Origin of the sequence: Pseudoalteromonas sp. Ld20, assembly GCF_045064175.1 — a bacterium.
GTDB classification, from domain to species: Bacteria; Pseudomonadota; Gammaproteobacteria; order Enterobacterales; family Alteromonadaceae; genus Pseudoalteromonas; species Pseudoalteromonas neustonica.
Map to the genome: position 1 here is coordinate 275,302 of NZ_JBISHB010000043.1, position 16,173 is coordinate 291,474.

Annotated in this window: 10 protein-coding genes, 2 rRNA genes and 1 pseudogene; 5 read left to right on the forward strand and 8 right to left on the reverse strand. The window is 39.6% G+C overall.

Features of this window, described 5'->3' with window-relative positions:
• Positions 1-150: 150 nt before the first annotated feature.
• Positions 151-1,605, forward strand: coding sequence for a membrane-bound lytic murein transglycosylase MltF (gene mltF, locus ACJJVX_RS18345; RefSeq protein WP_405632817.1), 1,455 nt, complete (start codon positions 151-153; stop codon positions 1,603-1,605).
• A 153-nt stretch (positions 1,606-1,758) separates the two neighbouring features.
• Positions 1,759-1,926 (forward strand): hypothetical protein, encoded by a 168-nt coding sequence (locus ACJJVX_RS18350; protein WP_405632820.1) that lies wholly within the window; start codon positions 1,759-1,761, stop codon positions 1,924-1,926.
• Here ACJJVX_RS18350 and tadA read toward each other — a convergent pair.
• On the reverse strand, positions 1,923-2,426 hold the full coding sequence (gene tadA / locus ACJJVX_RS18355) for a tRNA adenosine(34) deaminase TadA (RefSeq protein ID WP_405632823.1): 504 nt from the start codon (positions 2,424-2,426) through the stop codon (positions 1,923-1,925). The two genes, ACJJVX_RS18350 and tadA, sit on opposite strands and share 4 nt — an antisense overlap.
• 179 nt (positions 2,427-2,605) lie before the next feature.
• Here tadA and ACJJVX_RS18360 point away from each other — a divergent pair, with 179 nt between their 5' ends.
• Complete coding sequence (locus tag ACJJVX_RS18360) at positions 2,606-3,910, forward strand: inosine/guanosine kinase (RefSeq protein WP_054204373.1); 1,305 nt, start codon at positions 2,606-2,608, stop codon at positions 3,908-3,910.
• Between the two features lie 16 nt (positions 3,911-3,926).
• Here the strand turns inward: ACJJVX_RS18360 and glsB are convergent, their stop codons facing one another.
• The 3 genes from glsB to rrf (ACJJVX_RS18375) form a co-directional block, all read right to left on the reverse strand.
• Positions 3,927-4,850: a glutaminase B gene (gene glsB / locus ACJJVX_RS18365; protein ID WP_054204374.1), complete on the reverse strand. Its 924-nt coding sequence runs from the start codon at positions 4,848-4,850 to the stop codon at positions 3,927-3,929.
• Positions 4,851-5,798: 948 nt separating this feature from the next.
• Positions 5,799-5,913, reverse strand: a 5S ribosomal RNA gene (rrf, locus tag ACJJVX_RS18370).
• A 57-nt stretch (positions 5,914-5,970) separates the two neighbouring features.
• Positions 5,971-6,085: ribosomal RNA gene (gene rrf / locus ACJJVX_RS18375) — 5S ribosomal RNA — on the reverse strand.
• 64 nt (positions 6,086-6,149) lie between these two features.
• Between rrf (ACJJVX_RS18375) and ACJJVX_RS18380 the strand changes: the two genes are divergently transcribed.
• Together ACJJVX_RS18380 and ACJJVX_RS18385 are read left to right on the forward strand one after the other, a co-directional pair.
• Positions 6,150-6,398, forward strand: coding sequence for a hypothetical protein (locus tag ACJJVX_RS18380; protein WP_405632826.1), 249 nt, complete (start codon positions 6,150-6,152; stop codon positions 6,396-6,398).
• A gap of 1,155 nt (positions 6,399-7,553) precedes the next feature.
• Positions 7,554-7,802: a hypothetical protein gene (locus tag ACJJVX_RS18385; RefSeq protein WP_405632829.1), complete on the forward strand. Its 249-nt coding sequence runs from the start codon at positions 7,554-7,556 to the stop codon at positions 7,800-7,802.
• On the opposite strand, the pseudogene ACJJVX_RS18390 reads toward ACJJVX_RS18385, so the two are convergent.
• The 4 genes and pseudogenes from ACJJVX_RS18390 to ACJJVX_RS18405 form a co-directional block, all read right to left on the reverse strand.
• A pseudogene (locus ACJJVX_RS18390) lies at positions 7,769-13,315 on the reverse strand (SdrD B-like domain-containing protein); the annotation flags it as partial. The gene ACJJVX_RS18385 and the pseudogene ACJJVX_RS18390 overlap by 34 nt on opposite strands.
• A gap of 480 nt (positions 13,316-13,795) precedes the next feature.
• Positions 13,796-14,398: a DNA-binding response regulator gene (locus ACJJVX_RS18395; RefSeq protein ID WP_054452699.1), complete on the reverse strand. Its 603-nt coding sequence runs from the start codon at positions 14,396-14,398 to the stop codon at positions 13,796-13,798.
• Positions 14,395-15,507: a sensor histidine kinase gene (locus ACJJVX_RS18400; protein WP_405632832.1), complete on the reverse strand. Its 1,113-nt coding sequence runs from the start codon at positions 15,505-15,507 to the stop codon at positions 14,395-14,397. Before ACJJVX_RS18400 ends, ACJJVX_RS18395 begins: the two co-directional genes overlap by 4 nt.
• A gap of 252 nt (positions 15,508-15,759) precedes the next feature.
• A complete protein-coding gene (locus ACJJVX_RS18405; protein ID WP_405632835.1) occupies positions 15,760-16,086 on the reverse strand; it encodes a DMT family transporter in 327 nt (108 codons plus the stop codon).
• Positions 16,087-16,173: the final 87 nt, after the last annotated feature.

Consider the following 16,173-nt stretch of genomic DNA (forward strand, 5'->3'; position numbering starts at 1 on the left):
TAGGGTTCATATTTAACTCAAAATTACACTTTTCATCAAATTATCTTCTAAATTTTATACTACAGGGAATAAACGCAATAAAACCAATCGCCAAGTGACGTCATCACTTAGTTTTGATATAAGTGTATTATTGGATTTAAGGGGCTCGCTATGTTCAAACAAAAGCTAATTACAATCATTACGTTAGTAATGTTTTTGTGTGCATGCGATATGCAGCAGCAACAATCTCAACTCAGCCAGATAAAAACTCAAAATAAAATCAGAGTAGGCACCCTCGCGGGCGCAAGTAACTATTACCAAGCAGTCCAAGGTGAGCAAGGCTTTGAATACGAACTTGCGCAAGAGTTTGCTAATCACCTTGGTGTTGAACTGGAAATGGTGCCGTTTTTTAATTTATCAGATATGTTCTCACGCCTTGATAGTGGTGATTTAGATTTAATAGCCTCTGGTTTAACCTATAATAAAGTCAGAGCCCAAGACTATCGATTTGGTCCAACCTACCGCACAATAAGTCAAAAGCTTGTTTATAAACAAGGTCGAGTTCGCCCACGTGACTTTGATGATCTAACAGGTAACCTAACGGTCCTTTCAAAAAGTAGCCATTCATTAGCATTGCAGCAGATAAAAAACACGCACCCAGATATTAGTTGGCAAGAAACTGAAGATCTTGATGAAGAAGAGCTATTACAAGCAGTGATAGATGGCGAAATAGATTACACACTTGCAGATTCTCATACGCTTTCACTATTTCGACGTTACCACCCCAATCTAAGTATTGGTTTTTCTGTTACTCGCAACGATCCTATTGCGTGGTTATTGCGTAAAGATGGTGATGATTCCTTATATGCGTTAATGGTGCCATTTTTTGGTGATGCCAAACAAAACAATCAACTATATGTTTTAGAAGAGAAATACTTTGGTCATGTACGTCAGTTCAATTATGTGAATACGCTTGCCTATATAGAGGCAATTAAAGAAACACTCCCTAAATATCAACCTTGGTTTGAGCAATATGCTGGCAGCCTAGATTGGCGCTTATTAGCGGCTTTAAGCTATCAAGAGTCCATGTGGAATCCACGAGCGAGGTCGCCGACAGGTGTGCGCGGTATTATGATGCTAACGCGTAATACAGCAAAACAAGTGGGTGTAACTAACCGCCTAGCGCCAGAGCAAAATATAAAAGGAGGCTCTGAGTACTTAGCTAAACTTGTAAAAAGAATTCCAGATAGAGTTCCACAACCTGATCGTACTTGGTTGGCTTTAGCCTCATACAATATTGGTTGGGGTCATGTAAATGATGCCCGCATAATAACGGAGCAACAAGGCGCCAGCCCTGATAAATGGGCTGATGTGAAAAAACGATTGCCGCTACTCATTAAAAAGCGTTATTACCGAAAAACCAAGTATGGCTATTCTCGCGGTGATGTTGCAGTTAAGTATGTAGACAATATTCGTCGCTATTATGATGCGTTAGTTTGGTTGGATGAAAATAATGCGATTAATGAAGCACCAATACTGCTAGCTCCTACAGTTCTAAATAATGACAAGGCGGAACCTAAAAAAGATCAAATAAAAGCACCTGTAATGACTAAAAGTAAGCAATAAAGTAGAGCATAGTGCGACTCACACAACTTTAAATAAGATAAAACAGTACAAACTAAAATATCTATTTACTTGTCACCAAATGATCACTAATGTGTAGTATCAAGTATATAATTAAATTATATCTTTCTCACTCTCACATTTTCAGGGGAAACCATGCTGAAACGTCGTCGCACACATTCGTTTAAACGGAATGTTATTTATTCATCATCTACCCGTCGCAGAATAATGCTACGTAACCTGCAGAAAAAAGTAATTTGGCGTCGTAGAATGTTTGCCATGCAACAAATGGCGGAATTAAACGTTGCAGCCCCTGTAGGTTAAACCTTCAGGTCTCGCAATGCCTGCTTTGCAGCTTTTATTTCTCCTCGGCGACGTTTAAAAAAATCTGAAATGGTTTGACCGCATAAATCACTTAATACCCCAGCTTCAACTTCAACTTGATGGTTTAATCTACAATCTTGCAATAAGTTCATTATAGAGCCGGCAGATCCTGTTTTTTCATCCGCTGCACCAAATACCAAACGCTTAATCCGACTGTGTACCAATAATCCTGCACACATAGAGCAAGGCTCTAAGGTTACGTATAACGTACAGTCAATAAGGCGATAATTATTAAGCACCTTACCGCCTTCACGTATCGCAATCATTTCAGCATGTGCTGAAGGATCATTATCTGTAATAGATCGATTATAACCAGCAGCAATAAACTGGTTGTCTTTGACCAGCACCGCACCGACGGGAATTTCATTTAGCTGCTCAGCTTTTTTTGCGAACTCTAAGGCCTGTGCCATCCAGTATTGGTCGTTCAATAGCTCACTCATTGACTTAATCTTTTGCTAATTATTGTTTAATTATACTCATTTAGAGATATAAAATCATAACCATACTGATTAGTGATAAAAATAAAACAAATTAAAACCGCTTTAGCATGGCTCATACAGTGCAACTTGCGATATAATCCCTCGCTTTTTTTATTTAGCTCACAACACACGGGTAGCAAATGAAATTTCCTGGACGCCGCAGGCATAAACATTATTTTCCAGTGGAAGCAAAAGATCCACTTACTAATCAACTCAATGCCAGTGATAGGTTGCACCGCAGCTACATCACAGGTATAGATCAAATCGTAGTTGATATAGAAGCTAAAGTCGATCAAGCTTTCCTAGACGAATTTCAACTGCGCCGAGGTATGTCGCAGGTTATTGATAATGACATAACCAATGCATTATATGATCGTTTAAAACTCAACGACATGATCGATTATGAGTTTGCCGGTGGTACCATTGGCAATACCATGCACAACTACTCAGTACTAGCAGATGATCGCTCTGTACTGTTGGGCGTGATGAGCGAAAATATTAAAATTGGTAGCTACGCCTATCGTTTTTTATGCAACACCTCAAGTCGCGTAGATCTAGATTATCTGCAACCTGTAGATGGTCCAATCGGTCGTTGTTTCACACTCATTGACGATACTGGTGAACGTACCTTTGCGATCAGCGCAGGTTTAATGAATCATTTACGTCCTGAATCAATCGATCAAAACCTCATCGAAAACTCATCTGCGTTAGTGATAAGTGCTTACCTTATGCGTACACAAGGCAATGAAACTATGACCGAAGCTACAATGCAAGCGGTCAAATATGCCAATGATGCCGACGTACCGGTAGTACTTACATTAGGGACTAAATTCTTAATCGAACAAGACCCTACTTGGTGGGCGAACTTTGTCGATAAGCACGTTGATATTTTGGCAATGAATGAGGAAGAAGGGCTTGCAATAACAGGCTTTGAAGACCCTCTGCTCGCCGCAGATAAAGCACTTGATTGGGTCGATTTAGTGATCTGTACCGCAGGTGAGAAAGGCTTATTTATGGCGGGCTATATCGATGAGCAGTTTAAACGAGAAACTGAGTACCCATTATTACCTGGCGCAATACCAGATTTCAATCGCTATGAATTTTCTCGTGCTATGCGCAAAGTTGACTGTCAACAGCCTACCCGTGCATATAGCCACACAGCACCATTTATGGGTGGCCCAGACTCGATTAAAAATACCAATGGTGCAGGTGATTGCGCATTAGCAGCCGTATTACATGACTTATCTGCAAATGTTTATCATAAACTCAATGTAGGTAATTCAGCTAAGCACCAACAACCAGCAATGACTTACTCATCATTATCACAAATAAGTAAGTATGCTAACCGAGCTAGCTTTGAAGTATTGGTTCAGCACTCCCCTCGTCTATCTCGTGGCTTACCGGAGCGAGAAGATTGCCTTGAACAAGTTTATTGGGAACAATAGCCCCCTTGGTATTTATTTAAAATATAGAGATATCAAGCTTATTAGATAGCAGCTCCAATGCTGCTATTCCCGCAACAGAATTACCAAATGAATTTAACCCAGGGGACCACACAGCCACTGTAAATTTATTAGGTAAAACGGCTAAAATTGTTCCTGACACACCTGACTTTCCAGGCATTCCAACCCTATAACCAAAGTCTCCAGCTGCATCATATAAGCCACTCGTAAACAACAATGAATTTAGTTGCTTACTCTGAAGGCTAGAAAGGACTTGGCGGTTTGAAGTATTATCAACCCCCTTATTTGCTAAAAAATTATACGCTTTAGCTAGTTCAATGCAGTTTAACTCTATCGCACAAAAGTTAAAGTATGCCCACAATACATCATCAACTTCATTATTAAAGTTACCAAAGGACTTCATCAAATGCCCCATCGCGGCATTACGGTGACGAAACTCATACTCAGAGCTAGCAACTTTTTTATCGATACGAATCGTTTTATTTCCTGATAAAGCTCTAAACGCTTCTAACATGGAATGCATCGGTGCCGATAATCGACTATATAGCGCATCACAGGTCACGATCGCACCTGCATTAATAAAAGGGTTACGTGGTATACCTTTTTCAAACTCAAGCTGCGTTAGCGAGTTAAATGCAGTTCCTGATGGCTCTTTACCTACTCTCTCCCATAACTCGTCACCATAGCGTTGTAACGCTAGCGTTAAAGTCATCACTTTGGAGACTGATTGAATTGTAAAACGTTTGGAGCAATCACCAGCACAGAATGTCTGACCGTCAGTTGTGTAAATCGCAATTGAAAATTGATTAGCATCCACTTCAGCTAACGCAGGAATATAATCAGCAACTTTACCCTGTGAGAGTAATGGCTGTACATCTGCGGTGATGTCATTTAATACTTGTTGATAATCAGAGGTAGGCAATTTGACCCTCACTGGAATTGTAAAGAGAGATAAAATTCTATCATGTTAACTTCAAACGAGGTAACTTTGTTACTCTAATTGTAAATTTCACAAAGAAAAAGTTCTTCAAAATTAAAAAGCTACATCACCCTTCATCCTGTTATAGGGTATATCTCTGATGTAATACCAATCTGCGTAGATATGGGGTCTATTTAATGACAAGAAAATTGCGCTATAACTAGGCAAAAATTTTTATATCTAGGGCGTGTTGACCTTTGTGGATTGAAATTTGGTCAATCTAGGGGCGATTTAATCGCGGCGCGAGGTTTGTAACCTAGCGGGCTAAGTAAAAACCGAGCAACAAAGAGTCAATCGCCCCTAGGAAGAACCCTTTGGGCAGCGCATGTTTGGCATTTATACTGCGTTATCGCCTATTTATGGGGAACAACCACACGACATAGGCTCTGCCTTGCCTAAATACCAAACATACTGCTGCAAAATCAATCACGAAAGGTCAACACGCCCTAGTTGTTCTAAATAAAAAATCTTTAACGACATTATAGTCTTGATTTAATTCGTTAAATTGTTCAAATATTTATGCAGATTGGTATAATAACCTTCCTTTCAATTCTCTCGTGTTCGGCCGCAATCCCTCATGCTACGACTGATACCAATCGTGTTAAGTTAATGACCATTTATAGCGAAAGATAAATACAGTGATAACAAGGCAGATATTTTGACATGGTGTTGTTCTCGGCAATTGCTCCTGCATTGCTCTACCTCCTGCATACATGCAGTCGTACATGAAAAATTACTAACGCAGTTAGCGCTTTATTTAGTCCGCTAGAATGGTTAAATGTTTAAGCCGATTGGTATGAGTCTGTTTATTTTTTAATTGGCCGGTTACATCACTTTCTTCCAAACGAAAGAAAGCCGCTTCATCTCTGAAGCGGCTTTTTCTAATTTAAATCCTGGCGATGACCTACTTTCACATAACAAATGCTACACTATCATCGGCGCTGTTTCGTTTCACTACTGAGTTCGGCATGGGATCAGGTGGGTCCAAAACGCTATTGTCACCAAGAAAATTCTTTTCTATTTTCTTATTTTTATATTTGCGCAATGCGACTTTTAATTTGGAGCCTGGCGATGACCTACTTTCACATAACAAATGCTACACTATCATCGGCGCTGTTTCGTTTCACTACTGAGTTCGGCATGGGATCAGGTGGGTCCAAAACGCTATTGTCACCAAGCAAATAAGCAAATAAATCAGCGAACGTGTATTCACCTTGCGCGTTTGTTTGCGTTGTCAGGTTAATGTCTGAACCGAAGATATCCTTACCCGTTAAGGTAATATCGACATTCGTTAATAACGTGTCGTTATCTGCAATGGTGCCATCTTGGTTTTCATCAAAATACACACGCCCTGAAATAGTCGCTGTATCGGGATTTTGCTCTGTAAAGTCAACAAGCTGGTTGCTTGCAGTCAAATTAACAATAACCGTATCTGTTAAATCAGAGCCTGCAATCACACCTGAGCTATTACGCTCGACACCGTCTTTATAAAGCGCAGGCTGCGTCTGCGTGATGGTATAACCACTGGCGTTTGAAGCAAATAAATTAGCGAACGTGTATTCACCCTGCGCATTCGTTTGCGTCGTTAACGAGATTCTTGAACCGAAGATATTTTTACCCGTTAAGGCAATATCGACATTCGCTAATAACGTGTCGTTACCTGCAATCGTGCCATCTTGGTTTTCATCAAAATACACACGCCCTGAAATAGTCGCTGTATCTGGATTTTGCTCTGTGAAGTCAACTAGCTGGTTGCTTGCAGTCAAATTAACAATAACCGTATCTGTTAAATCAGAGCCTGCTATAGCACCCGAGCTGTTACGCTCTACACCGTCTTTATAAAGCGCAGGTTGCGTCTGCGTTACTGTGTAACCATTGGTATCTGAGGCAAATAAATCAGCGAACGTGTATTCACCTTGCGCATTCGTTTGCGTTGTCAGATTAATGTCTGTCCCGAAGATATTTTTACCCGTTAAGGTAATATCGACATTCGCTAATAACGTGTCGTTATCTGTAATGGTGCCGTCTTGATTTTCATCGAAGTACACACGGCCTGACACGCTTGCTGTATCTGGGTTTTGCTCTGTGAAGTCAACAAACTCGTTGTTGGTGGTCAGCACAACAGTCACTGTATCTGTTAGATCAGAGCCTGTAATAGCACCCGAGCTATTACGCTCAACACCGTCTTTATAAAGCGCAAGCTGCGTCTGCGTGATGGTATAACCACTGGCGTTTGAAGCAAATAAATCAGCGAACGTGTATTCACCTTGCGCATTCGTTTGCGTTGTCAGATTAATGTCTGTCCCGAAGATATTTTTACCCGTTAAGATAATATCGACATTCGCTAATAACGTGTCGTTATCTGTAATGGTGCCGTCTTGATTTTCATCGAAGTACACACGGCCTGACACGCTTGCTGTATCTGGGTTTTGCTCTGTGAAGTCAACAAACTCGTTGTTGGTGGTCAGCACAACAGTCACTGTATCTGTTAGATCAGAGCCTGTAATAGCACCCGAGCTATTACGCTCGACACCGTCTTTATAAAGCGCAGGCTGCGTCTGCGTGATGGTATAACCACTGGCGTTTGAAGCAAATAAATTAGCGAACGTGTATTCACCCTGCGCATTCGTTTGCGTTGTCAGGTTAATGTCTGTCCCGAAGATATTTTTACCCGTTAAGGTAATATCGACATTCGCTAATAACGTGTCGTTATCTGCAAGTGTGCCGTCTTGGTTTGCATCAAAATACACACGCCCTGAAATAGTCGCTGTGTCTGGATTTTGCTCTGTGAAGTCAACAAGCTGGTTGTTTGTAGAAAGCGCAACGGTAACCGTATCTGTTACATCAGAGCCTGCAATCATGCCTGCACTATTACGCTCAACACCGTCTTTATAAAGCGCAGGTTGCGTCTGCGTTACTGTGTATCCATTGGCATCTGAGGCAAATAAATCAGCGAACGTGTATTCACCTTGCGCATTCGTTTGCGTCGTTAACGAGATTGTTGAACCGAAGATATCCTTACCCGTTAAGGTAATGTCTACATTGGCTAGTAACTTGTCATTATCTGTAATGGTGCCGTCTTGGTTTGCATCAAAATACACACGCCCAGACACGCTTGCTGTGTCTGGGTTTTGCTCTGTAAAATCATACGTTTTTGTAGTGCTATCTGTGATAATGATTTTGCTGATCTCATCCGTTGTATCAGAATCTTTGATCGCACCGTCACTATTTCTCTCTACACCATCTTTATACAAAGCAGGATGTACTTGCGTTAATGTGTAACCTGTTACGTCTGATGTAAGTACATTTTCAAAACGATAGTTACCTTGCGCATCTGTGGTGGTGGTTAGGGAAACACTCGCCCCTCTTGCATCTTTACCAGTGAGGTTGATAGCAACGTTTTTCAGCAATTTATCATTGGTATCGACTACACCATTTTGTTCAATATCAAGGTAAACCACTCCTTGAATAATCGCAGAAAGCAGCGTCGGAACCTCAGCAAAGTTTCTTTGTAAAAAACGTTGATTATTATTCAAACGCCCTAGAGTAATCATGTCTGTTGTGCGGCTATTTTCAAGTACCGCACCATCTTCACTTTCTAAGCCATCACTAAAATCAACGGGTTGAACTGGTTGCCTTAACGTGTAGATACCAGCACGTAAGCCATTAAATGAATAAAGACCTTGCTTATTACTTAGCGTGTTTAAAGAAACGTCTAAACCGGCTTCATCTGTACCAACTAATTCAAATTCAACACCTTCAAGACCTACTACCTCTGTAACCTCTTGCACGCCATTGTCATTTAAATCAGACCAAACAAGGCCAGCAACTTCACTCGAACCGATCTCAGCAAATAAGTGATTATCTGAGTTTCCTTGGCCTGAAATAGTAATACCTGCGATAATATCTGACTGCTCACTGTTAACAATCAACACACCTGCACGACTATCTTTACCATCTTTAAAGTTGATCAGTTCGCTTTGATCTACTTGCGACAACTGATAAACACCCGGTTCAAGATCAATGAAAGTAAACTCACCGCTGGCTGTCGTTTTTACTGTTTGAGTACCTATAATAGAGTTATCACTACGTACACCTGAAAGCGCAATAGTAATACCGCTAAGCCCTGCATCAGTTGCAGCTTGTTGAACACCATCGTTATTTAAGTCAAAAAACACTTTACCTGATAACGCTGAATCAACGGCTCTAACTGTCTCTGTATCTTCGTTATTAGTTTTATCAATATCAAAACCTTTTGTCTCAACCCAAGCATGGTTAGTTATTAGCTTAGAAGTCGGAATTTCAACTACTTTCACAGGGATTGTAACTCGCACAGAGTCACCCAAAGCAATTTCATCAACTAGGCATATTACGCGTTGTTTAGATACTGATTCGCCGCTTTTTACAGCGTTATCAACCAAGCACAGGCCATTTTCGACTGTTGGTGTACCGTTAACTTCTACCTCTGTTGGTAAAAAGTCATAAATAACATTTTCAGCACTGTCACCTGGACCCGCATTAAATACATCAATATAAAAATCAAATTCACTACCAAGCGCTACACTCGCTTGAGATGCCGTTTTTGTTAACGCTAAATCAACGGCTACGCGAATTGATGTTTGCTCTCTCTCCTCGTTATTACCCAAGACAGGATCGCGCTCATTTGAATAAATAACTACGTTTGTTGCACTTACTTCACCTGCTGTACTTGGACGAGATAAGACTTTAAAAAACAAATAACGGGTATATATGTTTTCTGTACTACCATTGGGGTTTTCTTTTAACTCAAGCGGCTCAAGATTATTATTTTCATTTTCTGGGCCATCACATTTTATTGTGTACTTTTGAGTAATAACCGCATTAATACTGTCACAACGTGCTGTTTGCGCCGTACATGATTTATCATTATCGCTATCACATAAAAATTGGATACGTCTATTCGCACCGGATGGAGTCATGTTAAAGTCATAACGCACACCGCTGGCTACTGACAAATCACCTTTATTATCAAATAAATACTCTAGATCAACCTTATAAACTACAACATTATCAAGTGATACGGGGAAATCACGAGGAGATGGCACCCATGCAATTGGATCTAGCACATCATTATTTTCTATTTTTAAATTTGCATCTCGTGCTTCAACAAGTAGTTCTGCTGTTTGAGTATTGTTAGATGAGTTAAGATCTTGCGCCATATTATCTGCATAAATGGTGCTAATACTTGGTAATCTCCAATCCTGTCCGCTAATATCACTTTTTGGTATAAAACGTAAAGTCACTGTTTGTACTTCATTACTTGCAAGTACACCTATTTCGCATCGTAACTGTAAGGTAACGTCATTAAAGACACACACATTACGCTGACCCAGGCGCGAAAAATTACTGCTTAAAAACTGTATTTTACGGCTAATATTTGGTTTAAATTGATGCTCTAAGACAACCCCATTGGCTTCACTCGACGCGGGATTATGGATCTCAATAGTCAATAATGATTCGTCACCTGTTAAAACTGGATTAGCAGCATAAGTTACTGCGTTAACCGCCACATCAAACCTAGGCTGTAAGGTCGTTGTTACCGCTGATTGGTTATTACTAGGATCTGTATCTGCAAACGAAGACGAGCTTACATTTACCCTGTTTGTAAGCTGATTATTAACCGTTGTAAATGGACGACTTGCTGTTATATCAAGCTCAACAAAATCACCTACTTGAAAAATTTCACCCGATGCCAATACGCATTTAATAGTGGATACCGTTTGCTCATATAAGCCACTATCGCTTCGTGAACAAGTAAATTGACTATTGCGATTACTAGTGATTGTAGTAGGGAAATCTATCGTGGTGGCAATTACACCTTTTCTCGCGATAAAAGTACCCGCAAAAGTATCAGTGATCACTAATGTATTAGCGCCATCGCCAATAATTGTGCTACCAGATAGATGTTCTGCTTTTATTGTATATGTAATTAAACGTTGATCGGCACTGAGTTGAGCTGCTTTTGTTACTTTTAAATCAGCACTTAACACTGAATTAATTGTCGCTGATGCCCGTGCAATACCAGGGAAGCCACCCTCATCAATCAATGTTGCATTATTAGTTAACCCCCCTAAACCTACGGCACGAGTCGTTATAACCAACAAAGGTGCAACGCCAGATAGCCCCTCTACTGGATTGGGGGTATATAAACAACTTACCTTACCTCCAGTACCGTCACTCAACGCTTCAGAGAGTGAGCATTGCCAATCTGTACCATATTGATTATTAGCAATAAATTGCTCACCTTGAGGTAACACATCATCAACCCTGATAGTACCTCCCGTTGCTCTTTCGCCATTATTTGCAACGGTGAATTCATTTAATATTTCAGCATTTTGTGTCACTAACTGAGTATTATCTGTTAAGCGAGACTTTTTAACTTTCGTTAAACTTAATCTAACAGGATTACTAGGTTGAAACCCCCATCCTTCATATGTAAATGAATTTGCGTTAGTCAAACCATCATATGTGACTGATGCGGTATTCCTTGGCATTGCTTCACTGAATGGCGTTTTCGCTGGGATTATTACACTTATCGCATCCCTACTTGCCATGCTAGCGCTTTCACAAACAACTTGGGTATTCCCACTTACAGTACAGGACCAGTCTGAGGCGCTCGCACTCCCTCGGTTTACGGTAACAGGTCCAGCAATGGTGTAACCGTTTATTAATGTGTCAGAAATAACTACATTATTAGCCGCACCTAAACCTACATTACTTACGCTAATAATAAAGTTAAAGACTTTGCCCATCTCATTTTTATTATTCCAAGCTAAGTCTGACGTTTTTGTAATTCGAACATCGGCCTCAGAAGATAAAATTGTAAAACTAGCTGAATTAGATATTGGTGAACCTGTATCAAGGGTAAGTGTAGCGGTATTCGTATAAGGACCAGCCTGCTTTGCCTTTGTTTTTAGGGTGATTTTAACTTCTTGATCTTTCTTAAAAGATCCATTTACTGGTAAACACGTTACCGTTGGCGACTTAAAAGTACAGTTGAAGTCACTAGATACAGCACTGACAAAATCAAGGCCTGTTGGTAAGTCATCAGAGATTCGAGTAATTTGTACTTCATCACCATTGTTAATCGCGCTCAGATTAAAAGTGATCTCATCACCGATTTTAAATTGTGTAGCTCTTCCCTCTAGCGTTTTTGAAAAACTAACAAGATTAGTTTGATTACCTTGTTGCGCAGTAAACGTATGTGTAATCGTATTATTATTGGTATTTCTATCTATCGTAGATGATTCAACACTCAAAGTAGACTGATAAGCAGCAGCAATCGATGGAGTCGTTGCTGAAATAGTAAATGGAACGCTCGCATTACTCGCCAACTCACTTGTTGAACTACATCTCATTTCATTTTGGTTATTAAATGCAGAACAATTCCAATTAGGGATTTGTACAGCAGCAATATCTGTCACGCCAGCCGGTAGCCTAATAGTAAATGCAGGGTTAACCGCCTTATTTGGGCCATTATTAACAACGTTTACTCTGTAACTAAAACTATCACTGACAGTTAACCATCGCGATTCGTATCCGTCTTTATGGTATGACACAATTGACCCAGTCAAATCTGCATGCTCACTGACGCTGGTATTGACTGCTCGCTGGTTATTTTCAGGCTTGATTTCTGCGGTCAAACTCTTAACGCTTGATGTAGCAGTTACCGTGCCGCTACCTACTCCTGAAAGTCGAGCATGAATTTCAAGATTTTGGCGTTCATTAGGTTCAAGCTCATCTTTTAAACAGCGAATCGTTTGCGTGCCAGAACACGCCCAACCTTTTTGGGCATTAACAGACTGATTAACCCAACGTGCTGTACTAGGTAAAACATGGGTAAACTCAACCCCTTTAGCTATATCCGGGCCATTATTCTGTATCGTGATTTGGTATTTGTAGTTCTCATCCACATACACAGTGGTAGGTAACGAAACTAAATTTGTTATGGCAACATCTACACCTGCAACAATAGATGTATTTTGCGTTTCACTGTTATTTAAGAGTTTGCCAGCATCTTCATTACTAGCTTCGATACGAACTTGAGAATCAACGATATTACCGGTCTGCGCTGATGTCTTTATCGTCAAAAGCAAGCTTTTACGTTTATCTGTAATCGATGTGCCATCAATAGTCGCCCAATTACAGATAACTTCTCTAGTCGTCAAAGTATAAGAACATGCAGTAACGTCATTTACGCTAACAAATGTGGTGCTATTGGGTAGAGGGAATATTAATTTAACGTTAGTTGCAACGGTTTGCTCTGCATTTTCAAAGTCAACCTGATACCGTATATCAGCCCCCCTTGGGACTGTGGTATCAATATCTTTAAAAGTAGATATTTGTAAATCCGCAGAATATGCAAACATTGAATTAGCAAATATAAGAAATGCTAACGCCGAGTATATTATTTTTTGTAACGCTATTTTTAATAACACTAAAGCAACCTGTACCCTAAACAACCACAAAGGAAAGGTCGAAGATTGTACACATTAACGGAACTCAAATCCAGTTTAATACAACTTTATACGTAGTTTTCTAATAACGAACTTAGCTTTACTTTGTTTAGATTGATACAAATGAAATTACATAGTCGATTGTGATTACTTAGTGGACTAGTCTAAGGCTGGCAAATATTAATTTAACTATACTAAGAATCGAAAGGAGGGGTATATTTAGTATTTAACCTGAACTCTGGTTAAGATATTTATACCCAAATTACTTCAAGATGCAGAATTCAATATCTATAAAAAACAGTCTGAAACACCTCTAATGGAATAATCCAAAAACAGCCTTACGGTTGAATTTAGATGTAAATTTTATGGAACAAAAAAGCTTTGTAAATAACGTTATAACCAGCCTTTTTGTTTGGCTATACGCGCTGCATCTACTCGGTTTATGGCATTTAATTTAGCAATAGCGTCCGATAAGTAATTACGTACCGTGCCTTCACTTAAATATAATTTTTCGGCGATGTCACTTGTTTTCAAGCCGTCTCCAGCAAGTTTTAATGCTTTTCGCTCCTTATCAGATAACGGATCACTGTCTTCAAGTGCATTTAAAGCAAGCTCAGAATCAATTACTTTTTGCCCTGCCATCACTTTTTTTAATGTGGCAATTAAGCTATCACTGGGTGCTTCTTTTAGTACAAATCCTTTAACACCAGCGGCCATAGAGCGGCGAATATACCCAGCGCGAGAAAACGTGGTCATAATCACCACTTTTATTTCAGGGCATTTATCACGTAACTGTTCAGCAAGTTCAATACCTGTCATTATTGGCATTTCAATATCACTGAGTACAATATCTGGTTTCAACTGAGGGATTTCTTGCATTGCAATTTGCCCATTCGCGGCTTGACCTATGACCTCAATGCTTATATCTAAGCTAAGTAATGCAGCGACAGCACCAAGAACCAGCCCTTGATCTTCAACTAAATAAACTTTAATCATAACGTCACCTCATACTCTCTAACCAAAGGTAGAATAATATTCAAACTAAAACATTCCCCAGTTTCTATATTAATTAAACCTCCAAGCTGTGATGCTCGCTCCTTAATACCATTGAGGCCATTGCCCTTGTTTACTTTTTCACACAGGTCATAATTTACAATATTAATTTCTAACTGCTCCTCGCTTTGCTTTATGTATATAGCACAACGTTTATTTTTACTATGGCGTAGGAGGTTGGTCACCGCTTCTTTGATTATCAAACTAGCAATACCCTCAACTTTAACTGGTAACTTATTTATATCTATATGTAAATCAACATCAAAACCTTGCTCATTTAAACGCTCCATCAATGTAGCTACCTGATTGCTTATATTTAGCTGCTTTAAATCACTCACCGCACTTCTTACATCACTTAATAATTGCCTTGCAAGCTCAGCAACTTGTTCAATTTCGCTATTTGCTTGGGGATACCGCTGAGCTTGATTGAGCTTACTGGCAAGTTCAGCTTTTAGCGCGATAGAAGATAGTGAATGACCTAAAATATCATGTAAATCTCGGGCAATTCGTTCTCGCTCAGCAATAGCGGCTAGCTGCTCTAACTGCTTCGCGCTTTCTTGTTCTCGCTGCTTGTAAGTACGCTCTTTTTGCCCTGCAAAACCAAAGGTAAATAACGCGACACTTAAAATAATTGCAACGCCTAGAAAATATTCAGGGCCATGTGAATCAATTACATAGGCACTGCATATAACACCAACAATGACAGATAAACCCGCAGCTAAGCGAGACGTTTTTGTAAAACAAAACCCGGCAATATAAGCTGTAAATCCAAAAAGTGTAGATGTGCCAGATGTAAAAAAACTGGCTCCGACACATACCGTAAGCATAGCGATAAACAAGGCAGTGACGTTAGTGTTCGCACAATTAATTGCCTTAATATACAAAACTATAAATGCGCAATAAAAAAGCAATGTTGCCGTAATATTCAGTGCACTTAATTGCTCAAAATTAAAAAATGTGGGTAATAGATAAAAACCTGTAAATAATAGTGGCCCCCAATTCCAAAACTGTTTGATTCTACTTTGCAAAGCCAAGCTTGTATGTGTACTCATAAATGTCCTTTATAATCCCTAAAACCGCACCACATAATATTACTTAACCTGAACTCGGGTTAAGATATTTACTAACGTATTGATTTAATATTATAAAAACTTACTCAACTCTCCAGTCGGAGATTTTCAGGGATAACAAGGCGAATTTACGCGTCAATAGCTGGTCTATTGCAAGTAAATTCAACGTAGTTAGCGTTGAAAATAGCCACTGGAGATAGATTTATTATCCCGAGTTTAGGTTACTTACAGGTTTTATACTGTGTGAATTTTTAACCCAATAATACCTATCAATATTAGCCCTATACATCCTAACTGAATCAACGATATTGACTCATTTAGCCACAACACACTAACAATACTTACACCCACAGCACCTATTCCAACCCACATTGTATAACTTATGCCTAAGGGCAGTGACTTTAAAGCAAAGGACAAAAACGCAAAGCTTGCCCACATCGCTGCAAATGTAATAATACTGGGCCATAATTTGGTAAAACCGTTTGATTGTTTCATGGCTAAAGCCCAAACAACTTCGAAAAGACCAGCAATAAATAAACTAAACCATGCTGCATTATTCATAGACCCCCCTTGTATACATTACAAAAATCTGACGCTTTAACTATCGCTATTAATACACAGCGAATATAGTGTAAATTGTCATGAAAT